The 24,699-nt window shown below is 41.5% G+C and carries 24 protein-coding genes; 4 read left to right on the top strand and 20 right to left on the bottom strand.

What is annotated here, in order from left to right; genetic code table 11:
• Positions 1 to 184 precede the first annotated feature (184 nt).
• On the top strand, positions 185 to 508 hold the full coding sequence (locus tag BLS15_RS16520) for a 2Fe-2S iron-sulfur cluster-binding protein (RefSeq protein WP_021253380.1): 324 nt from the start codon (positions 185 to 187) through the stop codon (positions 506 to 508).
• A 283-nt stretch (positions 509 to 791) separates the two neighbouring features.
• On the opposite strand, the gene BLS15_RS28620 is transcribed toward BLS15_RS16520, so the two are convergent.
• From BLS15_RS28620 to BLS15_RS16490, 6 genes are all read right to left on the bottom strand, one after another.
• A complete protein-coding gene (locus BLS15_RS28620) occupies positions 792 to 917 on the bottom strand; it encodes a hypothetical protein (RefSeq protein WP_231515162.1) in 126 nt (41 codons plus the stop codon).
• 278 nt (positions 918 to 1,195) lie between these two features.
• Complete coding sequence (locus BLS15_RS16515; RefSeq protein ID WP_021253379.1) at positions 1,196 to 1,675, bottom strand: DUF2975 domain-containing protein; 480 nt, start codon at positions 1,673 to 1,675, stop codon at positions 1,196 to 1,198.
• 282 nt (positions 1,676 to 1,957) lie between these two features.
• Complete coding sequence (locus tag BLS15_RS29550) at positions 1,958 to 2,239, bottom strand: glutamate/cysteine ligase /amino acid ligase (protein ID WP_021253378.1); 282 nt, start codon at positions 2,237 to 2,239, stop codon at positions 1,958 to 1,960.
• A 453-nt stretch (positions 2,240 to 2,692) separates the two neighbouring features.
• A complete protein-coding gene (locus tag BLS15_RS16505) occupies positions 2,693 to 2,950 on the bottom strand; it encodes a hypothetical protein (RefSeq protein ID WP_021253377.1) in 258 nt (85 codons plus the stop codon).
• Positions 2,951 to 3,258: 308 nt separating this feature from the next.
• Entirely contained in the window at positions 3,259 to 4,665 is a 1,407-nt protein-coding gene (locus BLS15_RS16495) for a sensor histidine kinase (protein WP_021253375.1), read from the bottom strand.
• A complete protein-coding gene (locus BLS15_RS16490) occupies positions 4,662 to 5,369 on the bottom strand; it encodes a response regulator transcription factor (RefSeq protein ID WP_021253374.1) in 708 nt (235 codons plus the stop codon). Before BLS15_RS16490 ends, BLS15_RS16495 begins: the two co-directional genes overlap by 4 nt.
• A 640-nt stretch (positions 5,370 to 6,009) precedes the next feature.
• Between BLS15_RS16490 and BLS15_RS16480 the strand changes: the two genes are divergently transcribed.
• Positions 6,010 to 6,411 (top strand): hypothetical protein, encoded by a 402-nt coding sequence (locus BLS15_RS16480; protein ID WP_021253372.1) that lies wholly within the window; start codon positions 6,010 to 6,012, stop codon positions 6,409 to 6,411.
• 363 nt (positions 6,412 to 6,774) lie between these two features.
• On the opposite strand, the gene BLS15_RS29060 is transcribed toward BLS15_RS16480, so the two are convergent.
• The 5 genes from BLS15_RS29060 to BLS15_RS16460 all read right to left on the bottom strand — a co-directional run bounded on the left by BLS15_RS29060 (position 6,775) and on the right by BLS15_RS16460 (position 12,723).
• Positions 6,775 to 6,927, bottom strand: coding sequence for a hypothetical protein (locus BLS15_RS29060; RefSeq protein ID WP_175460792.1), 153 nt, complete (start codon positions 6,925 to 6,927; stop codon positions 6,775 to 6,777).
• A 556-nt stretch (positions 6,928 to 7,483) separates the two neighbouring features.
• Positions 7,484 to 9,823 (bottom strand): bifunctional glutamate--cysteine ligase GshA/glutathione synthetase GshB, encoded by a 2,340-nt coding sequence (gene gshAB / locus BLS15_RS16475; RefSeq protein WP_021253371.1) that lies wholly within the window; start codon positions 9,821 to 9,823, stop codon positions 7,484 to 7,486.
• 26 nt (positions 9,824 to 9,849) lie between these two features.
• Positions 9,850 to 11,193 (bottom strand): MATE family efflux transporter, encoded by a 1,344-nt coding sequence (locus BLS15_RS16470; protein WP_021253370.1) that lies wholly within the window; start codon positions 11,191 to 11,193, stop codon positions 9,850 to 9,852.
• A gap of 136 nt (positions 11,194 to 11,329) precedes the next feature.
• Complete coding sequence (arsB, locus tag BLS15_RS16465; protein WP_021253369.1) at positions 11,330 to 12,388, bottom strand: ACR3 family arsenite efflux transporter; 1,059 nt, start codon at positions 12,386 to 12,388, stop codon at positions 11,330 to 11,332.
• Between the two features lie 14 nt (positions 12,389 to 12,402).
• Positions 12,403 to 12,723: an ArsR/SmtB family transcription factor gene (locus BLS15_RS16460; protein ID WP_021253368.1), complete on the bottom strand. Its 321-nt coding sequence runs from the start codon at positions 12,721 to 12,723 to the stop codon at positions 12,403 to 12,405.
• Positions 12,724 to 13,093: 370 nt separating this feature from the next.
• Between BLS15_RS16460 and BLS15_RS16455 the strand changes: the two genes are divergently transcribed.
• Positions 13,094 to 13,525, top strand: coding sequence for a protein-tyrosine phosphatase family protein (locus BLS15_RS16455; protein WP_021253367.1), 432 nt, complete (start codon positions 13,094 to 13,096; stop codon positions 13,523 to 13,525).
• A gap of 484 nt (positions 13,526 to 14,009) precedes the next feature.
• Here BLS15_RS16455 and BLS15_RS16450 read toward each other — a convergent pair whose 3' ends face one another.
• The 9 genes from BLS15_RS16450 to BLS15_RS16410 all read right to left on the bottom strand — a co-directional run bounded on the left by BLS15_RS16450 (position 14,010) and on the right by BLS15_RS16410 (position 23,692).
• The gene (locus tag BLS15_RS16450) at positions 14,010 to 16,364 is read right to left on the bottom strand and encodes a M13-type metalloendopeptidase (RefSeq protein ID WP_090513127.1); all 2,355 of its coding nucleotides are present in this window, start codon (positions 16,362 to 16,364) and stop codon (positions 14,010 to 14,012) included.
• 30 nt (positions 16,365 to 16,394) lie between these two features.
• Entirely contained in the window at positions 16,395 to 16,808 is a 414-nt protein-coding gene (locus BLS15_RS16445) for a hypothetical protein (RefSeq protein ID WP_254777362.1), read from the bottom strand.
• Between the two features lie 221 nt (positions 16,809 to 17,029).
• A complete protein-coding gene (locus tag BLS15_RS16440) occupies positions 17,030 to 17,320 on the bottom strand; it encodes a hypothetical protein (RefSeq protein WP_021253364.1) in 291 nt (96 codons plus the stop codon).
• A gap of 46 nt (positions 17,321 to 17,366) precedes the next feature.
• The gene (locus BLS15_RS16435; RefSeq protein ID WP_021253363.1) at positions 17,367 to 17,633 is read right to left on the bottom strand and encodes a hypothetical protein; all 267 of its coding nucleotides are present in this window, start codon (positions 17,631 to 17,633) and stop codon (positions 17,367 to 17,369) included.
• Positions 17,634 to 18,429: 796 nt separating this feature from the next.
• The gene (gene rpiA / locus BLS15_RS16430; RefSeq protein ID WP_021253362.1) at positions 18,430 to 19,125 is read right to left on the bottom strand and encodes a ribose-5-phosphate isomerase RpiA; all 696 of its coding nucleotides are present in this window, start codon (positions 19,123 to 19,125) and stop codon (positions 18,430 to 18,432) included.
• Between the two features lie 366 nt (positions 19,126 to 19,491).
• Positions 19,492 to 20,463, bottom strand: a complete 972-nt coding sequence (locus tag BLS15_RS16425; RefSeq protein WP_090512761.1) for a glycerophosphodiester phosphodiesterase family protein — start codon at positions 20,461 to 20,463, stop codon at positions 19,492 to 19,494.
• 358 nt (positions 20,464 to 20,821) lie between these two features.
• Complete coding sequence (locus BLS15_RS16420) at positions 20,822 to 21,454, bottom strand: HAD family hydrolase (RefSeq protein ID WP_021253360.1); 633 nt, start codon at positions 21,452 to 21,454, stop codon at positions 20,822 to 20,824.
• A 201-nt stretch (positions 21,455 to 21,655) separates the two neighbouring features.
• Positions 21,656 to 22,030, bottom strand: coding sequence for a hypothetical protein (locus BLS15_RS16415; protein WP_028532866.1), 375 nt, complete (start codon positions 22,028 to 22,030; stop codon positions 21,656 to 21,658).
• 315 nt (positions 22,031 to 22,345) lie between these two features.
• The gene (locus tag BLS15_RS16410) at positions 22,346 to 23,692 is read right to left on the bottom strand and encodes a lytic polysaccharide monooxygenase (RefSeq protein ID WP_175460801.1); all 1,347 of its coding nucleotides are present in this window, start codon (positions 23,690 to 23,692) and stop codon (positions 22,346 to 22,348) included.
• Between the two features lie 791 nt (positions 23,693 to 24,483).
• Between BLS15_RS16410 and BLS15_RS16405 the strand changes: the two genes are divergently transcribed.
• Positions 24,484 to 24,699 (top strand): transposase (locus BLS15_RS16405; RefSeq protein ID WP_090512751.1); only part of this gene is annotated, 216 nt, incomplete at its 3' end.

The raw sequence follows: 24,699 nt of genomic DNA, 5'->3' as shown, positions 1-24,699 counted from the left end.
CGATTTTATCCGATGCCGCTATTATACAACTGTGATGAAGTAGCAAAGCTTGATCTCCTCATGCATAAAGGTTAACGCGTTCGGTTGTTTACAGATCGCGATTTTGGATAGTATGATAATGATATTGCACATGATAAGCCATTGATTGCGCAGCTACCAAATTAGGAATGGGGAGAAGTCCAAAATGCCGACGATTCAAATTGAAGGAAGAGGCTCCTATGAAGTTGCAGAAGGTACTAAACTTGTGCTTGCCCTGGTGGATAACGGGGTTGACATATTGCACCGCTGCGGCGGCAAGGCCAAATGCACGACGTGCCGGGTCGAAGTGGTGGATGGAGACGCCGGTCCGGTTGGTGAAGCGGAAGCCGCTCTTCTGCAGGCCAAAGGCATTGCGGAATCAAACATCCGCTTATCGTGCCAGATTCAAGTACATAACGATCTTACTGTAAAACCGGTGATGACGGTATCGTCATCCGGTCTGGAGCCAGGCAATCGGCCGCAAGACTAACCGATCACGAACCGGCTTCCGGGCTCGTAACCACGCTGAGGCATCTCGCATGAGGTGCTCAGCGTGGTTTTTTAATTGATGGCCTTGGCCAGTTCACCGAACCAGCTAAGCCTTTTGCGAACATGTCGCGAGCCTCGTCGTGCAGCGAACGCAGCGGTCGCCCGGCTAGTCGCGCCAAATCCTACGATACGCTTCCCATATCGGATAAAGACAGCAATCGATAGTTTAACGTTACTAGTGTTTGGGAAGTTGCGTTTACTAAGGGGATTCTCTAATTGAGTTGTTAACGAACACTGATGTTCTTAAGCAAATCTTCGATCAAGATTCCGTTGATCTTTAGTCCCGTTATATCGCAGTCAGTAATCTCTACGTGTGACAAATTGCAGTGCGAGAATCGCGTTTTATTCAGGTCACATTTGTGGATTCAATTACTTCACCTACGTTATTTAGGTCAAAAACATTCCTTCTGTCAGTGGAAAATAAAGTATTAGACTAAGTATCTTTATTCCATTCGACTTTTCGAATTGTCATACCACCAGACTCCATAAAATAAGTTTTAGACTGATCTTAGAAATCGAAACAGCGACAGCTAAGGATGAGAAAATAAAGTCCTAGACTGTCGCTGTTCCATTTAACTCCCTCGGTACGATTCAGTTTATTCAAGAATGCTTTGCCATATCCTCCACCTCAGACCGTCAAATCATGTTCTGATTTTATATTAATCACTTCTTGTAAAAGTCTTTGGAGAACAGCTGCAAAAACGGCGATAACCAACGAACCAAAAATGATGATGAGCCCTACAAACCCGATAGGAGGGTCAACTTTCTCCCCTATAAAATGAAAGAGTGGCATACCTAATACGTACAAACCACTTATTGTAATTGCACAACACTTTATGTTCTTTAACGCCTTTACAGATAAATCCGAAAACGCTGTGTTCTCGTCAATGTATCGCAAAAGGTTAAACGCCTGATAGAGAGCAAAGTAAAAAGGCACAGCCGCTCCATACAACAAAATTAAGACGAGAGATTCTAGATAAGCAATATCTGGATACAATTCCCCAGCAAAAACTCCGATTTTAGGAGCCAAAAATATACAAAATGCAAGAACGGGGATTCCGATAAGAATAACAGCTATCTTTAAAAAGAACGTCGTTATTTTTTTCAAAAAAAGCACCTCACTTGATTTAATGATAAAGAAACTTTATCATTAAATATATCGTTTTACAATAAATAAACATTGATTTCAATTGCATTTTTATTGTTGTACGATTAAAAAAGCATTTCTCATTACAAAGAAATGCTCTTACTTTAAAATATTAAATTTACAACTTTTGATAGTGATTTATACTCGTTTTATACAACGCTGAAGCATTGGAAACGAATTGTTTCTGTCACTGATGATAATGATCATGTGTATTTTTATTTTTATGACAGTTAGGGTTTTAAGCTATCCTGAGAAAAGCAGCCAGTCATAAGGAACTGGCTGCCTTACGTGCTTTTTATGAGCCATCGTACTCATCTTACCGTCAGACTCCATGAAAGATGCGATATCATCAATCATCATATCTACCCCACAGAAAGTTGCACCTGCAGCCTTCGCTGATTCAATTGCTAATTTCTGATAGCTCTCCGGAATTTCCTCAGTAAAGTCAAGACTGTCTCCACCTGTACTGATATTGGAGTTTCCCCGTAAATAGACAACTTGCCCTAAAAAGGGATCCCGCTCCATTGATGATTATGATTGTTTAAGATCTGATTCACGATCGATCCACTCACGAATTTTAAAGTACAGGACACAATTTTATGTATTGCATCATCCTCACTCCTGTAACACTTTGTCACAGATTATCTATCTTGACTATATGAAATGTAAATTACAATAGCAAACCGTCGGCCGTTTATGAAAAAGAAGTTCCTTCAGAATAAAGAAGGAACTTCTAGCTATATTGTAAAACTCATTCTTTGTCCAAAGATGATTATGAACAGCTAAATATTGTTCCGAGTTAATCAGAAGATCGACGAGCTCGCGTTTGGAATACTTCATATACCGCCTTCTAACGCAATCAACGTCTCGATCTGGACGAATTACTTGAATGTATGATTCTGCTCTTTCTAGAGCCATTTGTGAAGCCCTACGTGGTATTCAGTTCTTGGACGTACAGTATTCAGCAAAGTATATATGCTAAATCGATCCTGTGCCTCTTCCTTGCATCATTGAGTTTTTCTGCATCATTCCCTGAGAGTTAGAATTTGCCCCTCTCTGATGACAATTGTTGTACATTTGTTCTAATTCTGAATCATTTAAATTTGGATGCATTTCTTTCATGAAAGGAAGCATGTCTTTAATGGTACCTGGATTCACATCTGCCGCATAGACAGCAGATCCGATTCCAAGAGTCAGAACAGTTGCACCAACTATCGCTATGAACTTGTTTTTCATGTTGTCACCTCCTGATGAATTACTTAAATCATACTCTTCAAATATGTTGAAACTGTGTAGATTGTTATGGATCCAAAAAGCGACTCCTCATTGAAGTCACTTTCTATTTCGTTTATGCTTTTTTAATCGAGTTTTTCGGTATATGAGATAAATGACAAAACCTAAAACAACTATCCCTATGCATGTCGTCCGTTTGAAATAAGCTATTCTACTTATGAAAGTATCTCCTTGATAATACATAGCCGAAACGGTTAAACACACCAGGCCAATCGACACAAAGAATGCGGCGATCAACCAGTCGACTTTTTTCATATCGACTCCTCCTGTATCGTCGGGAGGGCAAACAGAACCGTAAAACAAGTACCAATCCCCTTCTTACTGGTAACCTGAATGTTTCCTCCCTGCAGCTCCACTAATTTCTTTACAATGGATAGTCCGAGTCCCGTACCGCCAGTTTGTCGTGATCTGGACTTCTCTGCTCGATAGAAACGTTCAAAAATGTACGGAAGCTCCTCCTCTGGAATACCAATGCCTGAATCCTCTATGGAAACAGAAACCGTATCATGAGTGTGATTCGTATGGATTCGAATCGTACCCTGTTCCGTATAACGTATCGCATTTTCCAATAGATTGATCATGATCTGTTCCATTCGCATTCCATCCCCGCGGATTAGCGGAATTGAATCCGTCAGATGAACGCTAAGTGCTAGTCCTTTCTCCTTTGCTTTTAAAGTCACCCTATTAACGGCCTGATTTATAATGTCATTTATATCGACCCATTCGATGACAAGACTGACCTTACCTTCTTCCATCTTCGAAAGTTCAAACAGATCGTCAACCAGATGCTGGAGGCGAACGCCTTCCTGATAAATGATGTCTAGATAACTGTCCTTCTCTTCTTCTGTCTGATACAAATGGTTTTTCAACACACTGGCATATCCTTTAAGGTGCGTGATCGGAGTTCGGAGTTCATGAGATATATTAGCGAAAAACTCTTGCCGTGTATCTCGATATCGCTGTAAGTCGGTTGCTAAATTATTGATCGCCTCCGCCAAATCACCAATTTCATCTTTTCGTTGAATCTCTAATCGGGTTTCTAACTCTCCAACGGCAATTTTCTTTGTCGCTTGCTGCATAAGAATTAGGGGCCGAGAAAAGAGGTGCGCCATAATCCACGTTATTCCGATTGCAAGTAAAAAGGCTCCTACTCCTGAAAGGAGCAGCAGATTTTGCACAGCAGCAAGAGACTTATCCATACTTAGGGTGGAGGCCATTACATAAATTGCTGAAGATACCTGATTATCGCGATAGATCGGTTGTCCAATCACCACATAACGATTGCCTAATGGATCCTGGTGTTCTAAGTTAATGGAATCTCCAGAGAAGATCTTCTTAATATCTTCTGGATGGATAAACGATCGGTCTGAAGCACTGTGTTCACCTGTATGAAGCGTTATCTCGCCTTTAGAGTTGATATAAAACATACTTACATTTGAAAAATCTGCGAAGGTCATAATCATTTTCTCTGAGGAAGACTCCGTTGTTTCTGCCATCGAGATGAAATGAGAGGTCATCTCTGCGACCTCCGTTCTCATTTCCAAATGATAAAAGTTAGAAAACATCTGATAGATACTTACGCCCAGAAAGGAGATGACGATAAAGAATACCGAAATGATGATTAAACCAAGTTTCACCCCAATTCTATTGTTCCTCATCTCGTTACTCCTTGGGCTGTAAATTTATATCCTACCCCCCACACGGTTTCAATGGGGTTATAGCCAAGACCTGCGCGTTGTAGTTTTTCTCGGATATTTTTTATATGGGTATCAACAGCACGAGTGTCACCGGTATATTCATAACCCCATAATCGTTCAACTAACTCTTCTCGTGAAAAAGATCGCTGCGTATTTTTCGCTAGATAAAGGAACAAATCAAACTCTTTGGGCGTAAAATCAATACTTTTTTCATGAATATGAACTTCGCGAGCTTCTGCGTTTATTTTCAGATTGTGAAATTCAATGATCGTATGCTGAAACTTCTGCGATTGGTTGATCATAGAACGCCTTAACAAGGAATATACACGCGCCACTAACTCTTCGGGTTCAAAAGGCTTTGTTAAGTAATCATCAGCTCCAATGCCTAGTCCATGTACTTTATCCTTTGTATCAGAGCGAGCCGTGAGCATGAGGATAGGTATTGTTTCGGTTTCACGTATTGCTTTACAAACCTCCCAACCCTCCATTCCTGGCATCATGACATCCAAAATGACAAGATCAAATGCACTCTGCTTCATGATGGACAACGCCTCGTAACCAGATGAGGCTTCCTTAACCTCAAAGCCTTCCTTTAAGAGAAAAATGCGCAGCAAATTACGCATATTCCATTCGTCATCGACTACAAGCACCCGAATTTTTGACATGTCGCTCACCCGCTTCTTCAATCCTATTTCGAAAGTTAACTTTTTTATGATCTTTCAAAAAATCAATTTCCATCTACATTTTGTCCATTGGTCATCATTTGAAGACTGCCCCGACTGATTTCCATTCATAAATAAGAGAAACATAGGCAGCGGCATCAACGGACACATGAGTGTTATTCATCCGCGATTATGGTGTTAGTTCCCTTATGATTGCAATGTCTGTGTGCATGAACTTTATATCTGGATTATAGATCCTGTTTGTGTAGAAACCATGTTGAAATCATGGAGTATAAATAACAAGTCGAGAATTTTCTCAACCGCTTTACGGTTCTTTCCCTTGTATGGATAGTCAACTCATTCCCATAAGGATTCAAGAGTTGCACCATTTCTTGCATTTCACGGATACAGGTAAGTGCCATCTCCTTCATCGTGCCACGGGAGCCCCAAGAATCATGTAAAATCGCTTCTATGCCTTCTGCGATCATCTGATCATGATTGAGGCCCGCCATCTTCTGGTCGTCCATACCGAAAGGTTCATCTTCTTTGAGTAGCATTGTATTTGTAATTAAAAGAAACAAACATTTTGGAATTTAAATGTAGTGAAAAGTGCATAAAAACCTGTTTAGAAGGGAATAAGAGAATGATAAACTTTGAAACTATGATAGAAACTGCAAAATCAGTTCTTGCTGAAGAATTGCCTTTGCAAAACTCAGAAATGCCACCACAGGCGACAGTACTACTTACTGACCATGGCAATGTACATGTAGCTATCTGTCGTGACGTGTTCGGTTCCGACTGTGGTTATGTAAACTTAATAAATACGCTTAAAAACAAAGGAGAGTCTAGAGTTCTCCAAATGGTCACAATGTGGAAGAACGGTACTGTTGACTCTCCTAGTATGAACTTAATAAAATCAATTTATGAAATGAACAAGGAAAATCTAGAGACCGAAGTCATGTTATTTGGTAAAAAACATGATGACCCAGAAGAGCTACCACTCAGAAATTTTATTAGTAAACTGAAATACATGATTATTTATTGAATGAATGCAATTTTAACTCCTAATCTATTATTTATGTTTTACCAATGAATCCATTTTTCTCAGCAAACCTGTTCATCAATTATGCATACATAATAAAGGCTATTGAATTTGAATGTTGGGTATATATCCACCTTTAAATGTACAAAAAATTGTTGCTTAAATGATTGGTCATAATTGTTGATTTATTGTATTGCTACTCCTCATGCAAGTACCAATTCTGTTGCGTTCATGTAGTAAGAATATTACTCATAAAGTACATGTAGTCGATCGAGCGAGGATATGAAATGACTTCAAAGCTATGTATCATTTATCTTTAAAAGGGCTCCCTAACGGGTGCCCTAAATTCTCGTCGTATCTCTGGGGTTATTGCACGAGTTTGCCTTGTTTGGTTTCCACATTACGAGAAACCCTTTTAGCAGTGGTCATCGTGTTCTCTTCAGCAAATTCGGTATTGAACTTCTCATTCGGAGTTTTATAACCTGAAGAAGCTGCTGTTTTATTTTTATTATTTCCCACAGATTTCACCTCCTTTTGCATATCACGAAAGAAACATCTTCTTCCGTTTTTGCGGGCCTTTCATCACGCACCCTCCTTATTATGCAATCAGGCAAGGTAACATATGCGATTTATCCCCTACGTAATAACCTAAACTTAGGCATCTCGTTGACGGTAAAATACAAATACAAAAGCTGCTGTAATCTTCGCATGGGTTGTCAAAGACATTCATGGCAGCTGAATTGGTATGAACGATTTCATGTGAATTTCCTTGGGCTAAATACTTTCAGATGTAAAAGATATCATGGATAAATGTGACTAAAGAAATATATTATTCCGAGATTTCCCTCATTCTATATGGAGTAATATAAAATCTTCCAATGCTTCTCAATACAGAACACATCTAAAAAAATGGTGGGCTCATCTAAATTCAGTATAAAGTGTCCATTCGCTTGAGTTATTTTATCCGCCTTTTTCATTTTTTCTTCCTCAGCTTTTGTGAGCCGGGACTTTTCTTTGATATATTTGTCATGCTGTTCTTGCTGCTGCTTTCGCTGAAGCTCTTTTTGGACAACAATTAACTCCCTACTTTCCCAAACAGCAAGTCGAGAATTTTCTCATCCGCTTTACGGTTCTTTCCCTTGTATGGATAGCAGTGGATATGAATGGCGGGATTAAAGTTGATCTCAATAATACTGTAGTTGGAATCAGATGCTTCAGATGTAATATCATCAATCATCATGTCCACCCCACAGAACGTTGCACCTGCAGCCTTCGCTGATTCAATGGCTAATGTCATATAGCTCTCCGGGATTTCATCGGTAAAGTCAAGACTGTCTCCCCCAGTACTGATATTGGAGTTTTCCCGTAAATAGACAACTTGTCCTAAAGAAGGGATCCCGCTCCATTGATGATTATGATTGTTTAAGAACATGGTTTCTGCTTCACCTAGCTGGATCTTCTCTAAAGGCGTCTTATAACCGCGACCCCGAAGCGGATCTTTATTCTTTTCATGTACGAGCTGCTCAATCGTTTGAACTCCATCGCCCACGACATTGGCTGGTACGCGATGCAATACCCCTACAACTTCATCCCCCATGACCAGGAATCGATACTCCTTACCTGTCATGAATTCTTCAAGCAGAACGGTCTGATCGTGTTTAAACGCAATCTCAAATGCTTTTTGATAGTCCTCTTTCGAGAACGTACAATTAAAAATTGTGATACCCAACCCAAAGTTGGTGGACTTCGGTTTAATGACGATAGCTTTGTCACGGTACGACTCATAGGCAGCTAATGCCTCTTCCTGGCTACGGAACACATCCCCATTTGGTACCCGAATACCACGCTCATTAAGGGCTTCTTTCGTTACAATCTTATTCTCCATGATCAACACCGTACTGTAGGAATCAAGCGATGTCTTGGTAGCCTGCTTTACATATTCCTTGTGATCTCCTTTCGTAAACAGTACGAAGTTCTCGTCACGATCGATTAATTTGAACTTGATCCCACGTTTCACGGCTGCCTTTAAAAGCAACTGTGTTGATAATTCCAAATCTTCATATCCAGCAAAGCGATACCCACTTTTCTCACTCTCTTCGGCATACGCTTTGGCTTTTGCCAGATGATATTTCATGTAAGTGGATTTCTGAATATCCGACTTAATCTTGTAGGCAAAGTTCAATTCGGGATGAAGAATTTTTTGCACCTCTCCATCAAGGATTTGGATCAACTCTTCCCTGTGAGGATTCAAAAGTTGCACCATGTCTTGCATCTCATGGATACAAGTAATGGCCATCTCCTTCATCGTACCAAGGGAGCTCTTTGAATCATGTAGGACCCCTTCCAGGCCTTCCATGATCACCTGATCATGATTGAGTTCCGCCATCTTCTGGTCTTCCGCACCAAAAGGCTCATCTCCTTTGAGCAGCATAAAGAGAATAAATAGATGGACAAAATGCATCGTATTTTTACTGATCCCAATCTTATGAAGCGGGTTGAGATCAATCAAGCGCAGCTCTAAGTAAGCCACACCATCTTCTAAAAGTTCTTGCAATGGATTCAATCCTTTGGCTGTTTTCAAGCGAACGGGGCTGTAAAATTCCTTCGCATTCATTAATTCGTCCTGCTGAATTAATGTGTTCAAATCCCGTACGTAGTCATGTGCCGAATCAAAGGATACATAGAGCGGTTTTTCATTCCGATAGCCACATACACTATTTCGCAGCGAATTCATATTCGCGAAGTAGTGGCTCTTGTTATCATCTGAATGGCTTAATGACACACACTTTTGCATGTAAGTTTTATCAAAGACTGGACTTGCCCCTGTTAAATAAATGAGCAACCAACGGTACCGAAGCAGGTTGCGTGTGATCTTAAAGTAAATTGCATCCTTAAAGTCCTTGTAGGTTTCACCTTGCCCTATTGTTTCATGTAACTTTTGTAAAAATCGTTCATCAAACGAGAAATTATAATGGATTCCACTCAGCAGTTGTCTTTTACGGCCATATTTATCTGCTAATTCATGACGGTACTCATCCGCGATTGGATCATTCATCTTGGCAATAGGAATCTCTTTTTCATCGGGTAAGATTGGAGGATTACTGCTTGGCCACAAGTACTCTCCATCAAGCTCTAAAGACACAATATCCTGGAGGGCTTCCATGAACCCATATGTCTCTTCAATCGAGTCAAAAGATGGGGTTATCATCTCGATCTGACTCTCCGAAAAGTCGGTTTGGATATAGGGATTCTCCGTCTTATTCCCAAACGACTTAGGATGTGGAGTCAGCGCCAATTTACCTTCATGATCTACCCTAACATTCTCTTTCTCTAAGCCAAAATGACCTCGAAACAAATTCTTATTTAACGAATTGTCGATGATTTGTTGTATGATTTCACGTTGTAGCAATTTCACATGTTGGACCTTCCTTCTTACTTATGTTAAGCCGAAATTTGTGGAACTTTCATTTTACGCAGTGTTCTCCTAAACCAGAAGACTAAAACGATTCCCTTGAACACACTGCTTAATGCAATAGACATCCACACCCCGTTCAAGTCGAATGGTTCGGATAGTAACAGAGCTAGTGGTATTCGTAATGCTGTAAAGGTAATGCTGAAAATCGGTGGGATATGGGTTTTCCCGATTCCATTAAAGGCACCTACCGTCATAAGCTCCATACACATAAACAGTTGGGAATAACCAAGGATTCGCATATAATCCGTCCCTAGCGCTAAACTCGCCTCATCAGATAAAAAAACAGAGAAGAGCTGCCCAGGAAAGAGAATAAAGATGATCGATATAAAGATGCCGAATCCCGACGTCAACAGCAAAGCTTGTTGGTATCCTTGCCGGATACGATCTATTCGACCCGCTCCATAATTTTGTCCAAAGAAAGCAGCAATAGCGCCTTGCAGCCCACCTATGGTCATGTAGGAGATTGATTCAATCTGAATACCGACTTTTTGAACCGCAATGGCATCCGCACCAAAGCGTACTATGATCTTCGCGATGATGATGGAAATCAACGTGAAGGTCACCCTTTGAATCGTGATCGGAAGCCCCATGCGGATGACTTCTTTCATGAGATGGCTATTCCATGCTGATGACTTGGTAATCATTCCAGAATGTCTTGTTTGAATGATAAATAATACCGTCACAAGAAGGTTTGCCAACAAAGTCGCAATAGCTGCCCCTACAACGCCCAACCCTTCAAAACGTCCTATGCCAAAAATCAGAAAAGGATCGAGAATGATATTAAGAATAAGACCAACCGTGAAGATATGAAACGGCTGCTTGCTGTTCCCCATCGCGTTCAATATGGTCGCGAACAACATATTTACGACGGAAAAGACAGTACCCAAGATGGAGATCAATAAGAACTGCTTCGCCATCAACTCAACTTCACCACTACCTAAATCGAAGAACCCAATAAGCTGATCCTTTGTCAAAAAGACGAATGCCATATAAAGAAGGCCTAGCAAGACAGACATGATAAATCCATTTTTGATATAGGTCTTAGCTTTTTCACCCTCGCCTGCTCCCATGCAATGGGATACCTTGATCCCCGTTCCGATCGTAATCATCGTAGCCAAAGCGATCGCTAGATTAATAAAGAAGCTCGCCGTCCCGATTGCTGCAACAGGACCACTTCCAAGCCGGCCAACCCATATCATATCGACAAGTCCATAAGTCATAGAGATGAAGTTGGTTGCTATAATCGGAAGGGATAGTTTCATCAAAGTCGGCATAATCTTCCCTTGGGTTAAATCAGTTGTGCCTTTCATGCTGTACTCCTTTATGCCCTAAGTAAAAACCGACCACAAGGGTCGGTTCAAAGCGCTTGTTATTTCCCCTCTGTAGGAAACATTCGATTCTGGCTTTGATTGTATCGCGTACCTCACGGAATTGAGCTATGAGTTCTTACTTATTTAGTGCAGGCTCGAAATACTTCCGCTTAATCCATAGCGATACATTTACAAGCCCGATCAATACGGGTACCTCAACGAGTGGTCCAATTACCGCGGCGAATGCAACTCCTGAATCCAGACCGAACACACCAATTGCTACGGCTATCGCTAGTTCAAAGTTATTGCTTGCAGCCGTGAAAGATAAAGATGAAGCCACCGGATAGGAGGTTCCTGACTTTTTCGATAAGAAGAAGGATACTAAGAACATCACGACAAAGTATATGATCATTGGAATCGCAATACGCACTACATCAAGCGGGAGCTTGACAATCAATTCTGCTTTAAGCGTGAACATCAAGACAATCGTAAATAATAATGCAATTAGGGCAAGAGGACTAATCTTCGGAATCAACACTTGTTCATACCACTGTTGACCCTTCAGCTTGATCCCAATCACGCGTGTCAGTAACCCTGCTGCAAACGGAATTCCCAAATAAATCAGCACGCTCTCTGCAATCTGTCCCATGGAGACATCAACAACAGCGCCCTCAACCCCAAACCAGCCTGGTAGCACCGTAATAAACACATACGTAAAAACGGAATAAAACAGGATCTGAAAGATCGAGTTAAATGCAACAAGGCCCGCTGTGTATTCAGGATCTCCCTTAGCTAGATCACTCCATACCAAGACCATCGCAATACATCTTGCAAGCCCAATCATGATTAGCCCGATCATGTATTCAGGCATATCACTTAGAAACAAAATGGCTAAGAAGAACATCAGAATCGGACCGATAATCCAGTTCTGTACTAAGGACAGAAGGAGCACCTTCCAATCTTTAAACACCCGTCCAAGCTTTTCATACTTCACTTTTGCAAGCGGCGGATACATCATCACAATCAGACCTATAGCAAGCGGTACCGAAGTCGTTCCAATTTGCATACTAGAAAGCACATCAGAGAAATTAGGCACCAGATACCCTAAACCTAATCCAATGGCCATTGCCCCAAAGATCCAAAAAGTGAGATAGCGATCCAGAAAAGAGAGTCTCTTGGTGTTGTCTTGACTCATGACATCCACACTCCTTATTCACACATCATCGCGTTGATTTTTTCTTGCTCTTCTTCCCCTACCTTCGGCAAATATTCAATTGCTTCTTTTAAATGAGGTTTATCCTCAATCGAAAGAGAGTAATAAATCCACTGTCCTCTTCGTTCTTCTACCACTAAACCGGCGTCTTTTAGTTTGCGAAGATGCTGGCTAATATTCGGTTGAGTCGATTGCAATAGCTCAACTAAATGACAAACGCACATTTGTTGTTGGGATAAAAGTGAGACAATTTTTAGTCGAGTTTTATCACCTAACAACTTAAATTGCTCCGCCATTTCCTCTATTGAGATCATCATGTTTCGGTGCACCTCCCTGATTTCAAGCTTATTATATAATCATCCACTTATATAAGCAACTGATTATTTAATGCGACGGAAACTGTTGAAAATATAAGTACATAATTATATAATTACTCACGTATTCGAGAATATCACACTCAAGGAGACGACAACAGATCCCGCAGTTCACCTCTCCCTCGCCCTTGGAGATGATATAGAGGAGAAGTACCCATACCTTTGCAATCCTGAGGAGACCCACGTTGTAATCGTCAGTAAATGGATTCAAAAAGTCAAGGTGTTATCCAAACACACCGCTCTCTTTCTTTGGAAAACAACCGAACCAATGGAGACTGCTAGAAATTCTTACTCAACATTAAAGGAGCCTGAAATGAACGAAAAACCTTACCACGCGTTGATACCAAATCTCTATATGTGTGGGGCAAATGATGTAAATCAACTGATCCAAGAGCAAGGCATTGATGTGGTTGTTGATCTACGAGCAGAGGTAGACCCTGCTGAGCTTACACCACTCAACATTACAAGAATTCATGCCCCTCTAGAGGATCATGCGGAGGGTACAGAAGAATCGCAAATGAAAGAAGCAATTCAGGCTGTTGTTACCCATCACCAAGCAGGCAAAAAGGTTGCTTTCCACTGCGGGGCTGGACGAGGACGCACGGGAGCTGTTGCCGTTGGAACATTGATGGAATTAGGATTAGCCTCCGACATCGATAGTGCTTTATCTAAAGCCAGAGAATCACGTTCCATTCTGAAGATGAATGAGGCTCAACGTGCAACTTTGATGCGTCTTTACCTATAGGTTAAGCTGAATACAATAAGAGACACCCAAATAATTCGGGTGGCTCTTATTCATTAATTACCATGATGACTACTTAATTACGGCTCGATCCCTTTTTTACAGCTAAACGATATAACCCTCCACCTTCGACCCAGGAACCCAAACTTTAATAACGCCCTGGATTCCTCTTTTGGCTCGACCACCACATCTTGAAATCCACTTTGCGTTAGCATCGTTTTCAGCTCGTTTACAGATGTCCCCAGTCTGTATCGAAAAGCATTCTGTCCGGATTCACCAACTTCTGAAATAGATCTTCGGGAGTTTGGACTTTTTGGAGAAATGAATCTGCTTCATACATATCCGTAGAGCTTACTCTAAACCTTTCTTTTAATTGTTGAGCCTAAAAAAAAGCTGACGCCGGTAGGTTTCCGGAGCCAGCTTTTTCAGCTTCGTTTATTTCATGTCACTTGCTCGTGGCAAAATAAAAGGCTTATTTATTGCAGGTTTACCAAATGCTCACGCGGTCTTTAGGAGCGACGTACATGGCATCCTTTTCGCTTACTTCGTATACTTTATAGAACTCTGGGAAGTTCGAGACGGTACGGTTTACGCGTACTTTGTTTGCTGAATGCGTGTCTACTGTCGATAGGTACGCAGCCGTTTCTTTACTCATGGTCATACGCCAGATCGTTGCATAACCTTCAAAGTAGGCTTTGAAATCTGGGTTTTCCATTTTGGACAGTACTTGAAGCGATGCCGCCATACCGCCAAGGTCGGCGATATTTTCGCTTACCGTCAGCTTGCCATTATTGTACACGCCAGGAAGCACCTCAACATGGTCATAATAGGAAATAACCTGATCACATTTTTCCTGGAATTTTTTAAAGTCCTCCGGAGTCCACCAGTTGACCGCATTTCCGTTTTCATCGTATGCAGAACCTAAATTATCAAAAGCATGGCTGATTTCATGTGCAATGACCATGCCGATCGCTCCCAAATTCGTTTCGCGTTTGGCTTTGATATCATAAAACGGAGCTTGCAGAATGCCCGCCGGGAACACAATTTCGTTATTCAGCGGATTATAATAAGCATTTACCTCATAGGTGCTCATCATCCAACTGCTCTTATCGACAGGTTTTCCAAGCGAAGAGAACGCTTGTTTTTTGAGTGCTTTATTAATTGCCACTATGTTGTCAAACAGCGATCCGCCGTCCGCAAAAGTTTTAATCGAAGCATCCTTCAAGTAATCATTCCACTGATCTGGATATCCGATTTTGATTGTCATTTTATCCAGCTTTTTGATGGCTTTGGCTTTGGTTGCTTCAGACATCCAGTCCAGCGCTTTGATCCGTTCTTTGTAAACCTCGATGAACTGCTTAACCATCTGTTCAACGTCTTGTTTGGCTTCTTTCGTGAAATATTTTTCTGCGAATTCCTGGCTGAGATACTGACTCATGACGGTTTGGGTGGTCATGACCGCCATTTCTTCATTTGTCTTTTCTCCTTCAATTCCAAACAGTTGGGCTTCAAATTCAGTTGCCAATTTCACAAAATCTCCCGATAAAGTGCCACCGGCATTCATCAACAAAGTGGCTTTGGCGTAGGCTTTGATCTTGTCCAGATTTTTCTCGTTCAAAACTTCCGCGCTTTTATTCAATAATCCAATGTCGGTTACAATCACTTTGTCCGCTTGATCTACCCGGAGTTCTTTCATATATTTGCCCATATCGATCGATTTAAAGAGCGCGATGAATTTATCGTTGGTGTAAGGATTATAGTAATTTTCAACTTTCCCCTGATCCTGAAGATCCATTGAGGATGCAGCCAGTTCTTTTTCGAATGCGTACACATCTTCGGCTTGCGCTTTAGCCGCTATCTCGTCGGTACCGGACAGTACAAACAATTTGGTCAGGTAGTTCGTGTACACTTTTTTGGTCTTTTCGTCGCCGGAGACATAGCTGTTTTTGTCAAGCCTCGTGCCAAGGCCCGAGAAATACAGCGCATTGACGTTACTGTCCTTCGCGTCGCCCATCACGGCAAAAGACAACAAACCGCCTTTCGAGATTTCGTTCTCCATCTTCATGTTAATATCAAATAATTCTTTGACGGAGGAAGCCTTGTCCAGATCTGTAATATAAGTTGCAATCGGTTTGATCCCTAGCTTGTTGCGGCTTTCCATATCGAGTACCGATTTGTAGAAATCGGCGATTTTTTGCTCTTTGGAGCCTGCTGGGTTTTGTTTTTTTACAAGTTCATCGATGATTGCTTTAGTCCGGTCCTCGTTGGCTTTTGCCAGCTCGTTAAATACGCCGTTGGACATTTCGCCTGCTGGGATCTTGGAATCGTTCAGCCATTTTTTATTAACGTATTCATAATAATCATCGCGTGGATTCGAGCCTTTAAGGGCCATGACCCGATTCGTCAGCGTAAGCAGTTGTTCTTTCGTGATATGATCGGAAACGCCGAGTTTGCCGTCCGGATAATCGGTAAGCACGCCAGAAGCAATCAGCTTGGTGATTTCGTCTTGTCCCCATTTCGGTACGTCAGTATAGGATGCAGAGGTGTTGGCTACGCGCAAATCATTGCCTTTTGGCGCAGGCAGGTTCGAAAACGCGCGGCCCAGCATGATCAAAGCTTCAATTCTGGTCACTTCCTGATCTTCTCTTGCCTCTCCTTTGCCGTAACCTTTCAAAATATCTTCTCTTTTGATGCCCGGATTGTAATCGTCTGCGGCATTCAGCAAAAATTCTACAACTTCTCCCCGTGTTACGTTCGGTTTGGCTTCTTGTGCCAGCACGTATGTAGGCAACGCGGTCAGGAACAATGATGAGGACAATAATAATACTGCAATTTTTTTCAAGTCTTCTCCCCCTAAATTTGGATTGAGCATCTAGGCATCTCGTTTACGGTAAAATATAATAGCTACTGTAATAAAAACCAGTGTCCATAACATTAAAATACCTGTCCCTTGCATTGGTGTAAAGATATTTATTTCATCAGTGGAAGCCGGCATATACATATAATATCCTGCCGTATCCGGAAAATAATTAGGCAGAAAATCTCCCGACAATGGACTAACAATGAAATAATAACCAAGCAATATTACTAAGGCAAGAGTGGTTAGTCTTAGTAATGCACCTACAGCTGCACTGAGAAGTGTGGTTAATGTTAGATAGCCTGTTGCTCCTACTAATGTTTTTATCAGTGTGTCTATTTCAAACCCTACTGCTGTGTCTCTCATCAAAATAAAAGTATATAGTACACCTGATGCATTGTTATTTTTGATGATTTCTATTGGCATCATCTTTACTTCAGATGCAGGTGTGAAGCATACTGAAACTGGAAATCCATTATTTATTGCATCAGACAGACAAACGGGTACAGTTAAAATCTAATATACTCTTTGAAAAGAGGGACTCCGTCCCTTTTTTTGTTTTTTAAAAGGTTTACATACTGATTAAGTATGCTGGCTTCGGAAGCTGCTCAACAAAATATGTTTAAACTATCGTGTCTTATTAGCGTAATCTATACATACTTCCAATCACTCTTGTTTAGCTCAAAACTTGCGATAGAACTATGGAGTGCCTCTTCGATTGATCCCATATCAAAATCTTGATAGACTTCCCAGTTCTTATCACATAAGAACAGATAATAATCATTGGAATCGTCGTATTTCGCAAGTGCTAACCCTGTAATGATTATTTCCTTAGAAGAGCCATTATCTTCTTCATATAGCATTCTTGCGATTGGACGGTTCACATCATTATCCACATACATTATCACCTTCGCACCGTCCAAATGAGCAGGTACACTCATTGAATCCCCCCTAAGGTTTGCTCCCTGGTTTCATTGAACAAACAAGTTAATCTATCACTTCGATAACAAATACGTAGCTTGAACTACCTTCAGAAATTCTCTTTTCCTTATCTTTTAGCCAAGTTGCAAAAAGAGAATAGTAATAAGCACCTTTTTCTTTAGGAGCTTGAAAGTAGTTTTCACTTATTGTTACTTGGGTCTGTTCGCCATCATGAAATTTGGAAAGGTTTATCTCCGTCGGCTGTTTTCCTTCAAACCTAAACTTAATAGTTGCATTCGCAATTACTGTTTCTTTTTCCTTATCTCTAAGCATTTCTTCTGGTCTTATATAATCGGCAGTATTTTTCGAAGCATCGAACCCCTCCCTTTAATAACGTAGACGTAAAATGATTACATTATGTTCCACTTTGTTTCACATGGACTCAATGAAAGCACAGTTTCACCTTTCAAGTGCAATCCGAACAACCTTTCATTCAGACCTACAATCGCCAATACTGGCTTAAGAAACAAACTCAACGCTAATTAATGTTTGGAATGCGCCGCTTGAGCTCACCGTAGAGCTCAGAGAGTATGTTATTAATATGGTTTCCGTGCCTCTAGGCGAAGCGATGCAGCGTTCGTCAGTTAATGTCGGGCTGTTAAAGAATGAGTTTCTCGAATTATACCCGTCGGCGGAGATCATCTGGTTCTTGGAATCATTGAGCACGTGCAAATGGAACCCGCTTCTTAAGTGCAAATGTCATCTTCGTCATGACTAATCTTTCTCCAATTCAAATTGCTTAATGTGCTTAATGTGTATGTCAAGACCAACTCTTTCAAGGAAACGTATAGATTTTGTTAAGAAGTTGATGACATAAAACAAAAAAACCGCATTTTAGGCAGTTTTTAATGTCCCTAATATTTAATATAATTTGTAAGTCAAAAGCTCGTCCGTAGAGTTTATTCCTACAATTTACGGTTTGTAATAAGGTGGAATAAACGCTTGCTATCGACTCTACGCCATCCTTATGACTCATCCCAACGAAGTTGCGGATATTTCTCTGGCAGCGAGAAACGTCTCAAGATATTGATGTCGATTGCTGCTCCGGAAAAACAACATTGAAACTCTGTCATTTTGAGCCAATGCGAAAACATCTCGTCCCCTCATTCTCCCCCATGATGACCTCATCAGCAATTCCGATGAACAGTCCGTGTTCGACGATGCCGTTCATTCGGGAAAGCTCATCGGCTAGGCGTTCTGGCTGATCGATAGATGCGAACTTGCAGTCTAGAATATAGTTTCCATTTTCGCTCAAATAAGGTACAGGCGGTGTCCCAAATGAGCGTAATTTCGCTTCGCCTCCCAAGTACTTAAGCTTCTTCGCGATCTGGCCCCACATTAGCGGAATCACTTCGATCGGTAGCGCGTATGTGCGTCCGAGTACGCTGACTTGTTTTCTGGAATCCGTAATAATAACCGTTCTAGCGGAACAAGAGGCAACCAGTTTTTCTTTTAGCAAGTAGCCGCCTCCCCCTTTTATTAACCGCAGATACGGATCGAATTCATCTGCTCCGTCAACGGTAAGATCAATTTTTTCCGGAATTTGAGTTGTGATCAGTGGAATGCCAAGTAATGTACAGAGGCGTTCCGTCTCTTTGGACGTAGGCACGCCGGTTACTTGAAGCCCTTCTCGCACTTTCTCTCCGAGAAATTGGATAAAGTGGCTTGCCGTGCTCCCGCTTCCGATCCCGATTATCATCTTGTCTTCTACATAAGCCAGCGCCGTTAATGCAGCTAGCTTTTTTTCTTGTTCATAATTGGTCATCTGTCGTTTCACCCACGCAAGCTAGTTGATTTTTTGATACAACCTCTTCAACAAACCTATTTGGTCTTAACAAAGGCTTCCTCCGTATCAACCACTTCGGCGATATATGCTTCAGAGTGTAGAATACATTGTATTTTGTTCATATGTATAAAAGTATATTCAAACCCTTGTCGGGCCTTTCTTCCTATACTATACGTTGGAATGTAATCCTGAAAACAAAAAAGAGGCATGCCAGCGCTACATTCTGATGGCCATGCCTCCTATGTCTGATTCTAATTGCTTTCTAATTCCCTAATCGCTATTCCTTATCCCGTGCCGCATTCCCCTCAAGGTCAATGAAGAAGCAACTGTTTTTGATGAATGAAATCATTTAGTAACTTTATCAACCCTATTTGTCCATATATAGCCCTGATATCCTGCTGGAATTTTTTCAAGGCTTTCTTTTGTATCATATCCTTCTGACCATTTACCATTTCCCTCTACGATTACGACTCGCGTGTTGACAGATTCCATTCTATCAATAAATTTATTTGGCCAACCCCATAAGAACTTCGCATAATTTAAAGGCAAATGAAGCTCCATATTATGCAATTCTTTCGGAATATATCCCGTCCAACCTAATAATTCGTATTTTAAAAGTGCGTTTTTCATCATTGTTTTCGTTAACAATTTCAACTCTGCATGTTTTGAACGTAAATAATCAAACCCTTCGCTGTCTCCATCACCATAAACTGTTATTTTATCTAATTGATTCTTAGACAATTTACTTAAATAAGAATCCCACAATACTTTTGTTGTTTCCATATCTCCATCTTTGTCATGAATTAAAAACTCTTTATTAGGAAAAACTGCAAACACCTCATCTAAGCTTGGCATCATGCCAATGCCTTTGCCACGAAACGGATAGCTCTCACCATTATCAGCCGTATATCTATAGCCGACATCTAGTTTCTTCAATTCGTTCATTCTATAATCTTTGACTTCACCTTTACCATTTGTTCTATATTCTAAAGTAAAATCATGAAAAACAGCTAATTGATGATCCTTCGTTAACTGAATATCTAATTCCACTACGTCAGCACCATGATCAAATGCTGCCTTCATGGAAGGAATTGTATTTTCTAAATAAGGGTGCTCAGGTGGATAAATGATTTCAGCTGTATTCGTATCATACGCTACCTGTGAAATATCAAAGGTTTGAGCCAACCCTCTATGAGCTAGAATCTTATAATTTGTATCTTTCGAGTAAAATAGACTCGTATTATTCATCCAAACCATAACAGCCAAAAGGGTTACCCCCAAAATGATATAAGTCTTTTTCTTTTTTCTTTTTTTCATTTGTTTATCCTTTCTTTTCTTACTTTAAAATGAATTTACAATGTCATATCCTTTTTATAAGAGTATTAGAACTTTTAATACAGTTCAATGTATAAAAATGTAATCTAGATAACGACTATCTGAAAAATCAATCTTAAAAAATCCGCTAATAGCGACTTTAAATAGGACCGTGTTCTTGTCCCCCGACAAGCAGGTGTCAAAGTGGCATCATCAGATAGTTGAGATGAATTTTTATCATTCCCAATAAGTCTGATTGAACTAATCTATGCTCTTTACCTATAAATATCATTTACATATATTAAAAAACTTCTCATCTATTCAATCTTTAGATGAGAAGTTTTAGCTGTAATGCATACCTTTACTGGAGATTTAAAAGTGTAAGCATGTCCAGTGGATGTTTGAACTTATACTTTGCTGGAATAGAATCCCCATGCTTACATCCCCACAAAGCTAGTCCAAAGTCAACACCAGCGTCTCTGGCACATTCAGAATCATAAATGGTGTCGCCGATGTATATGGATGCCCCAGATTTCGCCCCCGAGATATCCAGAAACTTTAGTAATGGTTCGGGATTAGGTTTGTGCAAGGTTGTATCATCTGCACATATTACATATTGCATATATTGATCAAGACCAAACGGAACAAAATCGTCGACAAATTCTTGTTTCGTCTTGGATGTGACTACCCCGGTAGAAATAGAATGTTCTTTCAGACTCGCAAGCAACTGTTGAATACCTTCGTAAACATGGATTGTATGTTTATAATCCCCCATAAACTCATTCCAACAATGATTTGCATATTCGATGTCATTATCCTTAATGCCCAGTCGTTTCAAGGAGACAGAACCTGGAATCCCTAGCACAAAAGCAAGTTCTGAGAAGTCAACTTCCCGATCATAGGTAATTTTTAGCAGCTTCTGCAAGGATCTCAACACCGCTTGTTCTGTATTTATTAATGTTCCATCAATATCAAAAATAATTGTTGTATACATGGTTATCATCCTCCTTTGGCATATTTAAAAAGAACTCCTATTTGTATGCTAAAGTATGAAATCCATTTCAGGTCAATAGCTAAATTGATTCCGAAAGCAGCTAACTTTGTTAAAAGACATATGAGTTCGTTAATATGTTAAAAATAAGGAAAACCTCCATCGCCAACGTAAGGAGAAATGTGGCCGAGGAGGTTTTTAACGTTAATTGTAGCCCAGATAGGCAACGACGGTGAAGTCACCTGGTGAGCTTAAGACAAGTCTATACTGTCCGTCGGGTTGATTCGAAGCCAAAGGAACCTTGAGACGTGCATATTGACCGGCCGCAATAGTATTCGTCGAATTACTCCCTACCAGCACATCTCCCGTCGGGGTAACCCGGTACAGATTAAAATTAACCCCGAGGCTGATCTGCCCGTTGTTTATAAAGTTGCCTTCGATATAAATATTGCCATGGGCTTGAACCGGCGCCCAAGTATTGTTGCCTGTACCCGGTCCGCTTGAGGCGGCCAAACCAGTGGAAACAAAACTGAACAACAGGACAAACACGAAAGCGATAGACGCGATTTTCCTTTTCATACCATCTCAAGCTCCTTTTTTCATAGAGTGAACTCGACAAGCACTTCTTTGTACCAGGCGGATGATCTTTTCTGTTTCGAATTCGCATTCAATTTTACTGTCTCCGGTTGGCCGAACACCTTCCATAGCATTTTGGGATGAGGCGTACGGATCCGCAATAATTCTTTTATCCTACTCCCCATTTCTAGTCTGTATATTTAACACTGGTAGTATTGTAGAATCCTTGCATGAAATTCACTCGATCGAATCGACCATCAACAAGAAGCCCGCCGCTCTTTGCAAGCGGCGGGCTTCCTGCTATTCTAAAGCCTGCGTTTACGGTTGCAGTTGCCAGAGTGCGGGCACGTTGCTCGGCTCCCAACCCGGCAAGGAGGTATGGTTCTGGAGGCATTTGTACACCTTGCCATTATAAGATACGAGCGCATTGACCGCATAAGCGGTATTTGGAGCCCATGGCGTTGCACTCGGACCGTCAGGCGTTGACAACGTCACGGCATTGCTGTCACCAGATTCGTTGTTCGATGAGTCGTAAGCGCGAACCGTAAACGTATATTGCGTGTTCGGCGACAAACCGGTAACGACCTTCTCGGTTGCCGTACCAGTGACAGTAGCGATCACCGTGCTGCCGTTGTAAATCCGGTAACCAGCGATGCCGGAATCATCTGTGGATGCATTCCACATCAACGTAACTGACGTCGATGTCGGGGTGCCCATCACATGCAGGCCGGTCGGATTGGTCGGCGGCGTCACGTCAACCGGTAATTTCGTGGTTGTAAACTGGACACTATTGCTGAGCGGTGACCGATTACCGGAAGCGTCGAACGCCTTCACAGCTAGATTATAAGTCGTGCCTGCCAATAGATTGGTGAGATTGGCGCTCGTCTGATTGCCAGGAACCGTGGCGATGACATTGACGCCGTTGTACACCTCATAACCCGTGACGGCAATGTTGTCTGTCGAGGCCCCCCAAGTCAGTGTAGCGGTCGTTGTGCCAACGTTGCTGACGGCCAAATTAGTCGGCGCCGTAGGTGCAACGCTGTCGCCAGGACCGAATTGGGCATCGATGACGATGTACCAGGCATTTTGGGTATCCGCGATATCCCACACGCCGAGGATAACATGGTAGCCGTCTCTTTGCGGCACATTGCAGGTTTGGGTTAACGTGGCCGGCGGCTGCTGGCCATTCCCGTTAATCGTGCAGAACGGAGTCAGATCAAACTGGGCGCGGGTCAACGGTGCATTGGGATTCCAATCCGGCTTGGTGATGAAATACCGGTAGCTTGTCGTGGCATGACGAGCGGTAAAAATCCAAGTAAAGTTGTTGGTGCCGCTCTTCATGCTCACCTTGTTCCAGCGAGTAGCTGATTGCTGGTCAAGCGGAGCGAAGCCGGCAAGGCCGGCGCTGGCGATTTTGCCGTCAGGGGGTCCGGCAGCAGGAAAACCTTTCGGCCCCTCTAGGCTCTGAGGCTCATAGACGATCGGGCCGCAGTTGGTATTTAATCCGTTTTTACACTGGATCGCCCGGCTGGCTGGATCATTAATATATCCGTGGGCTGACAAGGTCTTCGAGAACGCGAACATACAAGCGAACACGAGCAGCAATCCGCCTCCAATCAGCGTTAATCGCTGGATGAAACGGGAATCCAAACGGGTTTGAAACATCATCACATTACCTCCCATGATTTGGTTTGGTCATAATGTGCCTTCGTTTTTCGACACCTTCTTTACCTCGATCTTGTGAGCTGCCTCCTCTCTTGAATAGGATCTTGCCTAAGCTGTGCACAACCGTTAACGTGCGGGCATCCACTCCTTCTTAAACCGATTTATACAAACTCCTTAGAGCTTATATACTCGTACAAAGTCATGAAAAACAATACCTAATCACATCGTGAGAAGCATAGACAAGCGGGTTGGGAATCTACGTAGGAAGGGGAAATTAAGCGTGAGCAACTCTGCTCTACAATATAGAATCAGCTAGTAAACTGCTGATGAACGCTGACATTCATAACGCGCAATTAATTGGGGATCAAAAACCAAGTAAGTACGCCTATGGGTAAAGCATGGAGGGGATTGGAATCATGTCTCAATATGGAGGAATTTATACAGATAAGCATAATAGAATTTCGTCTCAATTGGAGTCGTGTTATCGGAGTGTCATGATTAGCACTTTTCTTTAAGGGATTTTCCCTCTGAACAATAAGACTTAAATAATACCGCTTTTATTTTTTATGCAGGTATCTAATCGGCTATGAATACAAGTTCTTATCCTTAGCTCGGGACATGAACTTATACCATTAAAACAAAAATCCGCTCCTGTAAAGTTAAAGATTAGTTCCTCTAATAAGTGTGGAGTGGTTGGAATCATCAAGGTATGTTACCTCATAAGCCCCTTAATGATCTTGGACACTAAGAGTGTATATGAATTACACTAATAGTTGACAGGGGATGATGAAATGAAACGAACGAAACATTCAACAAACTTCAAATTACAATTGGTGAAAGAAGCACTGGAGACTGGAAATAAAGCGGCAGTTGCTCGCCGCTATGAAATAGCAACGAATATGCTCCATCGTTGGATTAATGAATATCGCGATGGCAAATTCGGTGATGTTCAAATGGAACAAATCCCGGAGTTCGACTCCAAAGCAATAGCTGAAGAAAATGATCAG

Source organism: Paenibacillus sp. cl6col, assembly GCF_900102125.1.
GTDB lineage: Bacteria > Bacillota > Bacilli > Paenibacillales > Paenibacillaceae > Paenibacillus_B > Paenibacillus_B suaedae.
Note: the sequence above shows the minus strand (reverse complement) of the source record. Positions and strands in the feature narration are given on the sequence as shown.

Coding starts and splice junctions, on each gene's coding strand:
- rpiA (WP_021253362.1), bottom strand. CDS start 19,125: ATGACCAATTATGAACAAGAAAAAAAGCTAGCTGCATTAACGGCGCTG.
- BLS15_RS16495 (WP_021253375.1), bottom strand. CDS start 4,665: ATGAGGAACAATAGAATTGGGGTGAAACTTGGTTTAATCATCATTTCG.
- BLS15_RS16420 (WP_021253360.1), bottom strand. CDS start 21,454: ATGTATACAACAATTATTTTTGATATTGATGGAACATTAATAAATACA.
- BLS15_RS29550 (WP_021253378.1), bottom strand. CDS start 2,239: ATGGAGCGGGATCCCTTTTTAGGGCAAGTTGTCTATTTACGGGGAAAC.
- BLS15_RS16410 (WP_175460801.1), bottom strand. CDS start 23,692: ATGTTTCAAACCCGTTTGGATTCCCGTTTCATCCAGCGATTAACGCTG.
- BLS15_RS16425 (WP_090512761.1), bottom strand. CDS start 20,463: ATGAAAAAAAGAAAAAAGAAAAAGACTTATATCATTTTGGGGGTAACC.
- BLS15_RS16460 (WP_021253368.1), bottom strand. CDS start 12,723: ATGATGATCTCAATAGAGGAAATGGCGGAGCAATTTAAGTTGTTAGGT.
- BLS15_RS16480 (WP_021253372.1), top strand. CDS start 6,010: ATGATAAACTTTGAAACTATGATAGAAACTGCAAAATCAGTTCTTGCT.
- BLS15_RS16470 (WP_021253370.1), bottom strand. CDS start 11,193: ATGAAAGGCACAACTGATTTAACCCAAGGGAAGATTATGCCGACTTTG.
- arsB (WP_021253369.1), bottom strand. CDS start 12,388: ATGAGTCAAGACAACACCAAGAGACTCTCTTTTCTGGATCGCTATCTC.
- BLS15_RS16435 (WP_021253363.1), bottom strand. CDS start 17,633: ATGCTTAGAGATAAGGAAAAAGAAACAGTAATTGCGAATGCAACTATT.
- BLS15_RS16445 (WP_254777362.1), bottom strand. CDS start 16,808: ATGATGCCAATAGAAATCATCAAAAATAACAATGCATCAGGTGTACTA.
- BLS15_RS16505 (WP_021253377.1), bottom strand. CDS start 2,950: ATGAAAAACAAGTTCATAGCGATAGTTGGTGCAACTGTTCTGACTCTT.
- BLS15_RS16455 (WP_021253367.1), top strand. CDS start 13,094: ATGAACGAAAAACCTTACCACGCGTTGATACCAAATCTCTATATGTGT.
- BLS15_RS16415 (WP_028532866.1), bottom strand. CDS start 22,030: ATGAAAAGGAAAATCGCGTCTATCGCTTTCGTGTTTGTCCTGTTGTTC.
- BLS15_RS16520 (WP_021253380.1), top strand. CDS start 185: ATGCCGACGATTCAAATTGAAGGAAGAGGCTCCTATGAAGTTGCAGAA.
- BLS15_RS16440 (WP_021253364.1), bottom strand. CDS start 17,320: ATGAGTGTACCTGCTCATTTGGACGGTGCGAAGGTGATAATGTATGTG.
- BLS15_RS16490 (WP_021253374.1), bottom strand. CDS start 5,369: ATGTCAAAAATTCGGGTGCTTGTAGTCGATGACGAATGGAATATGCGT.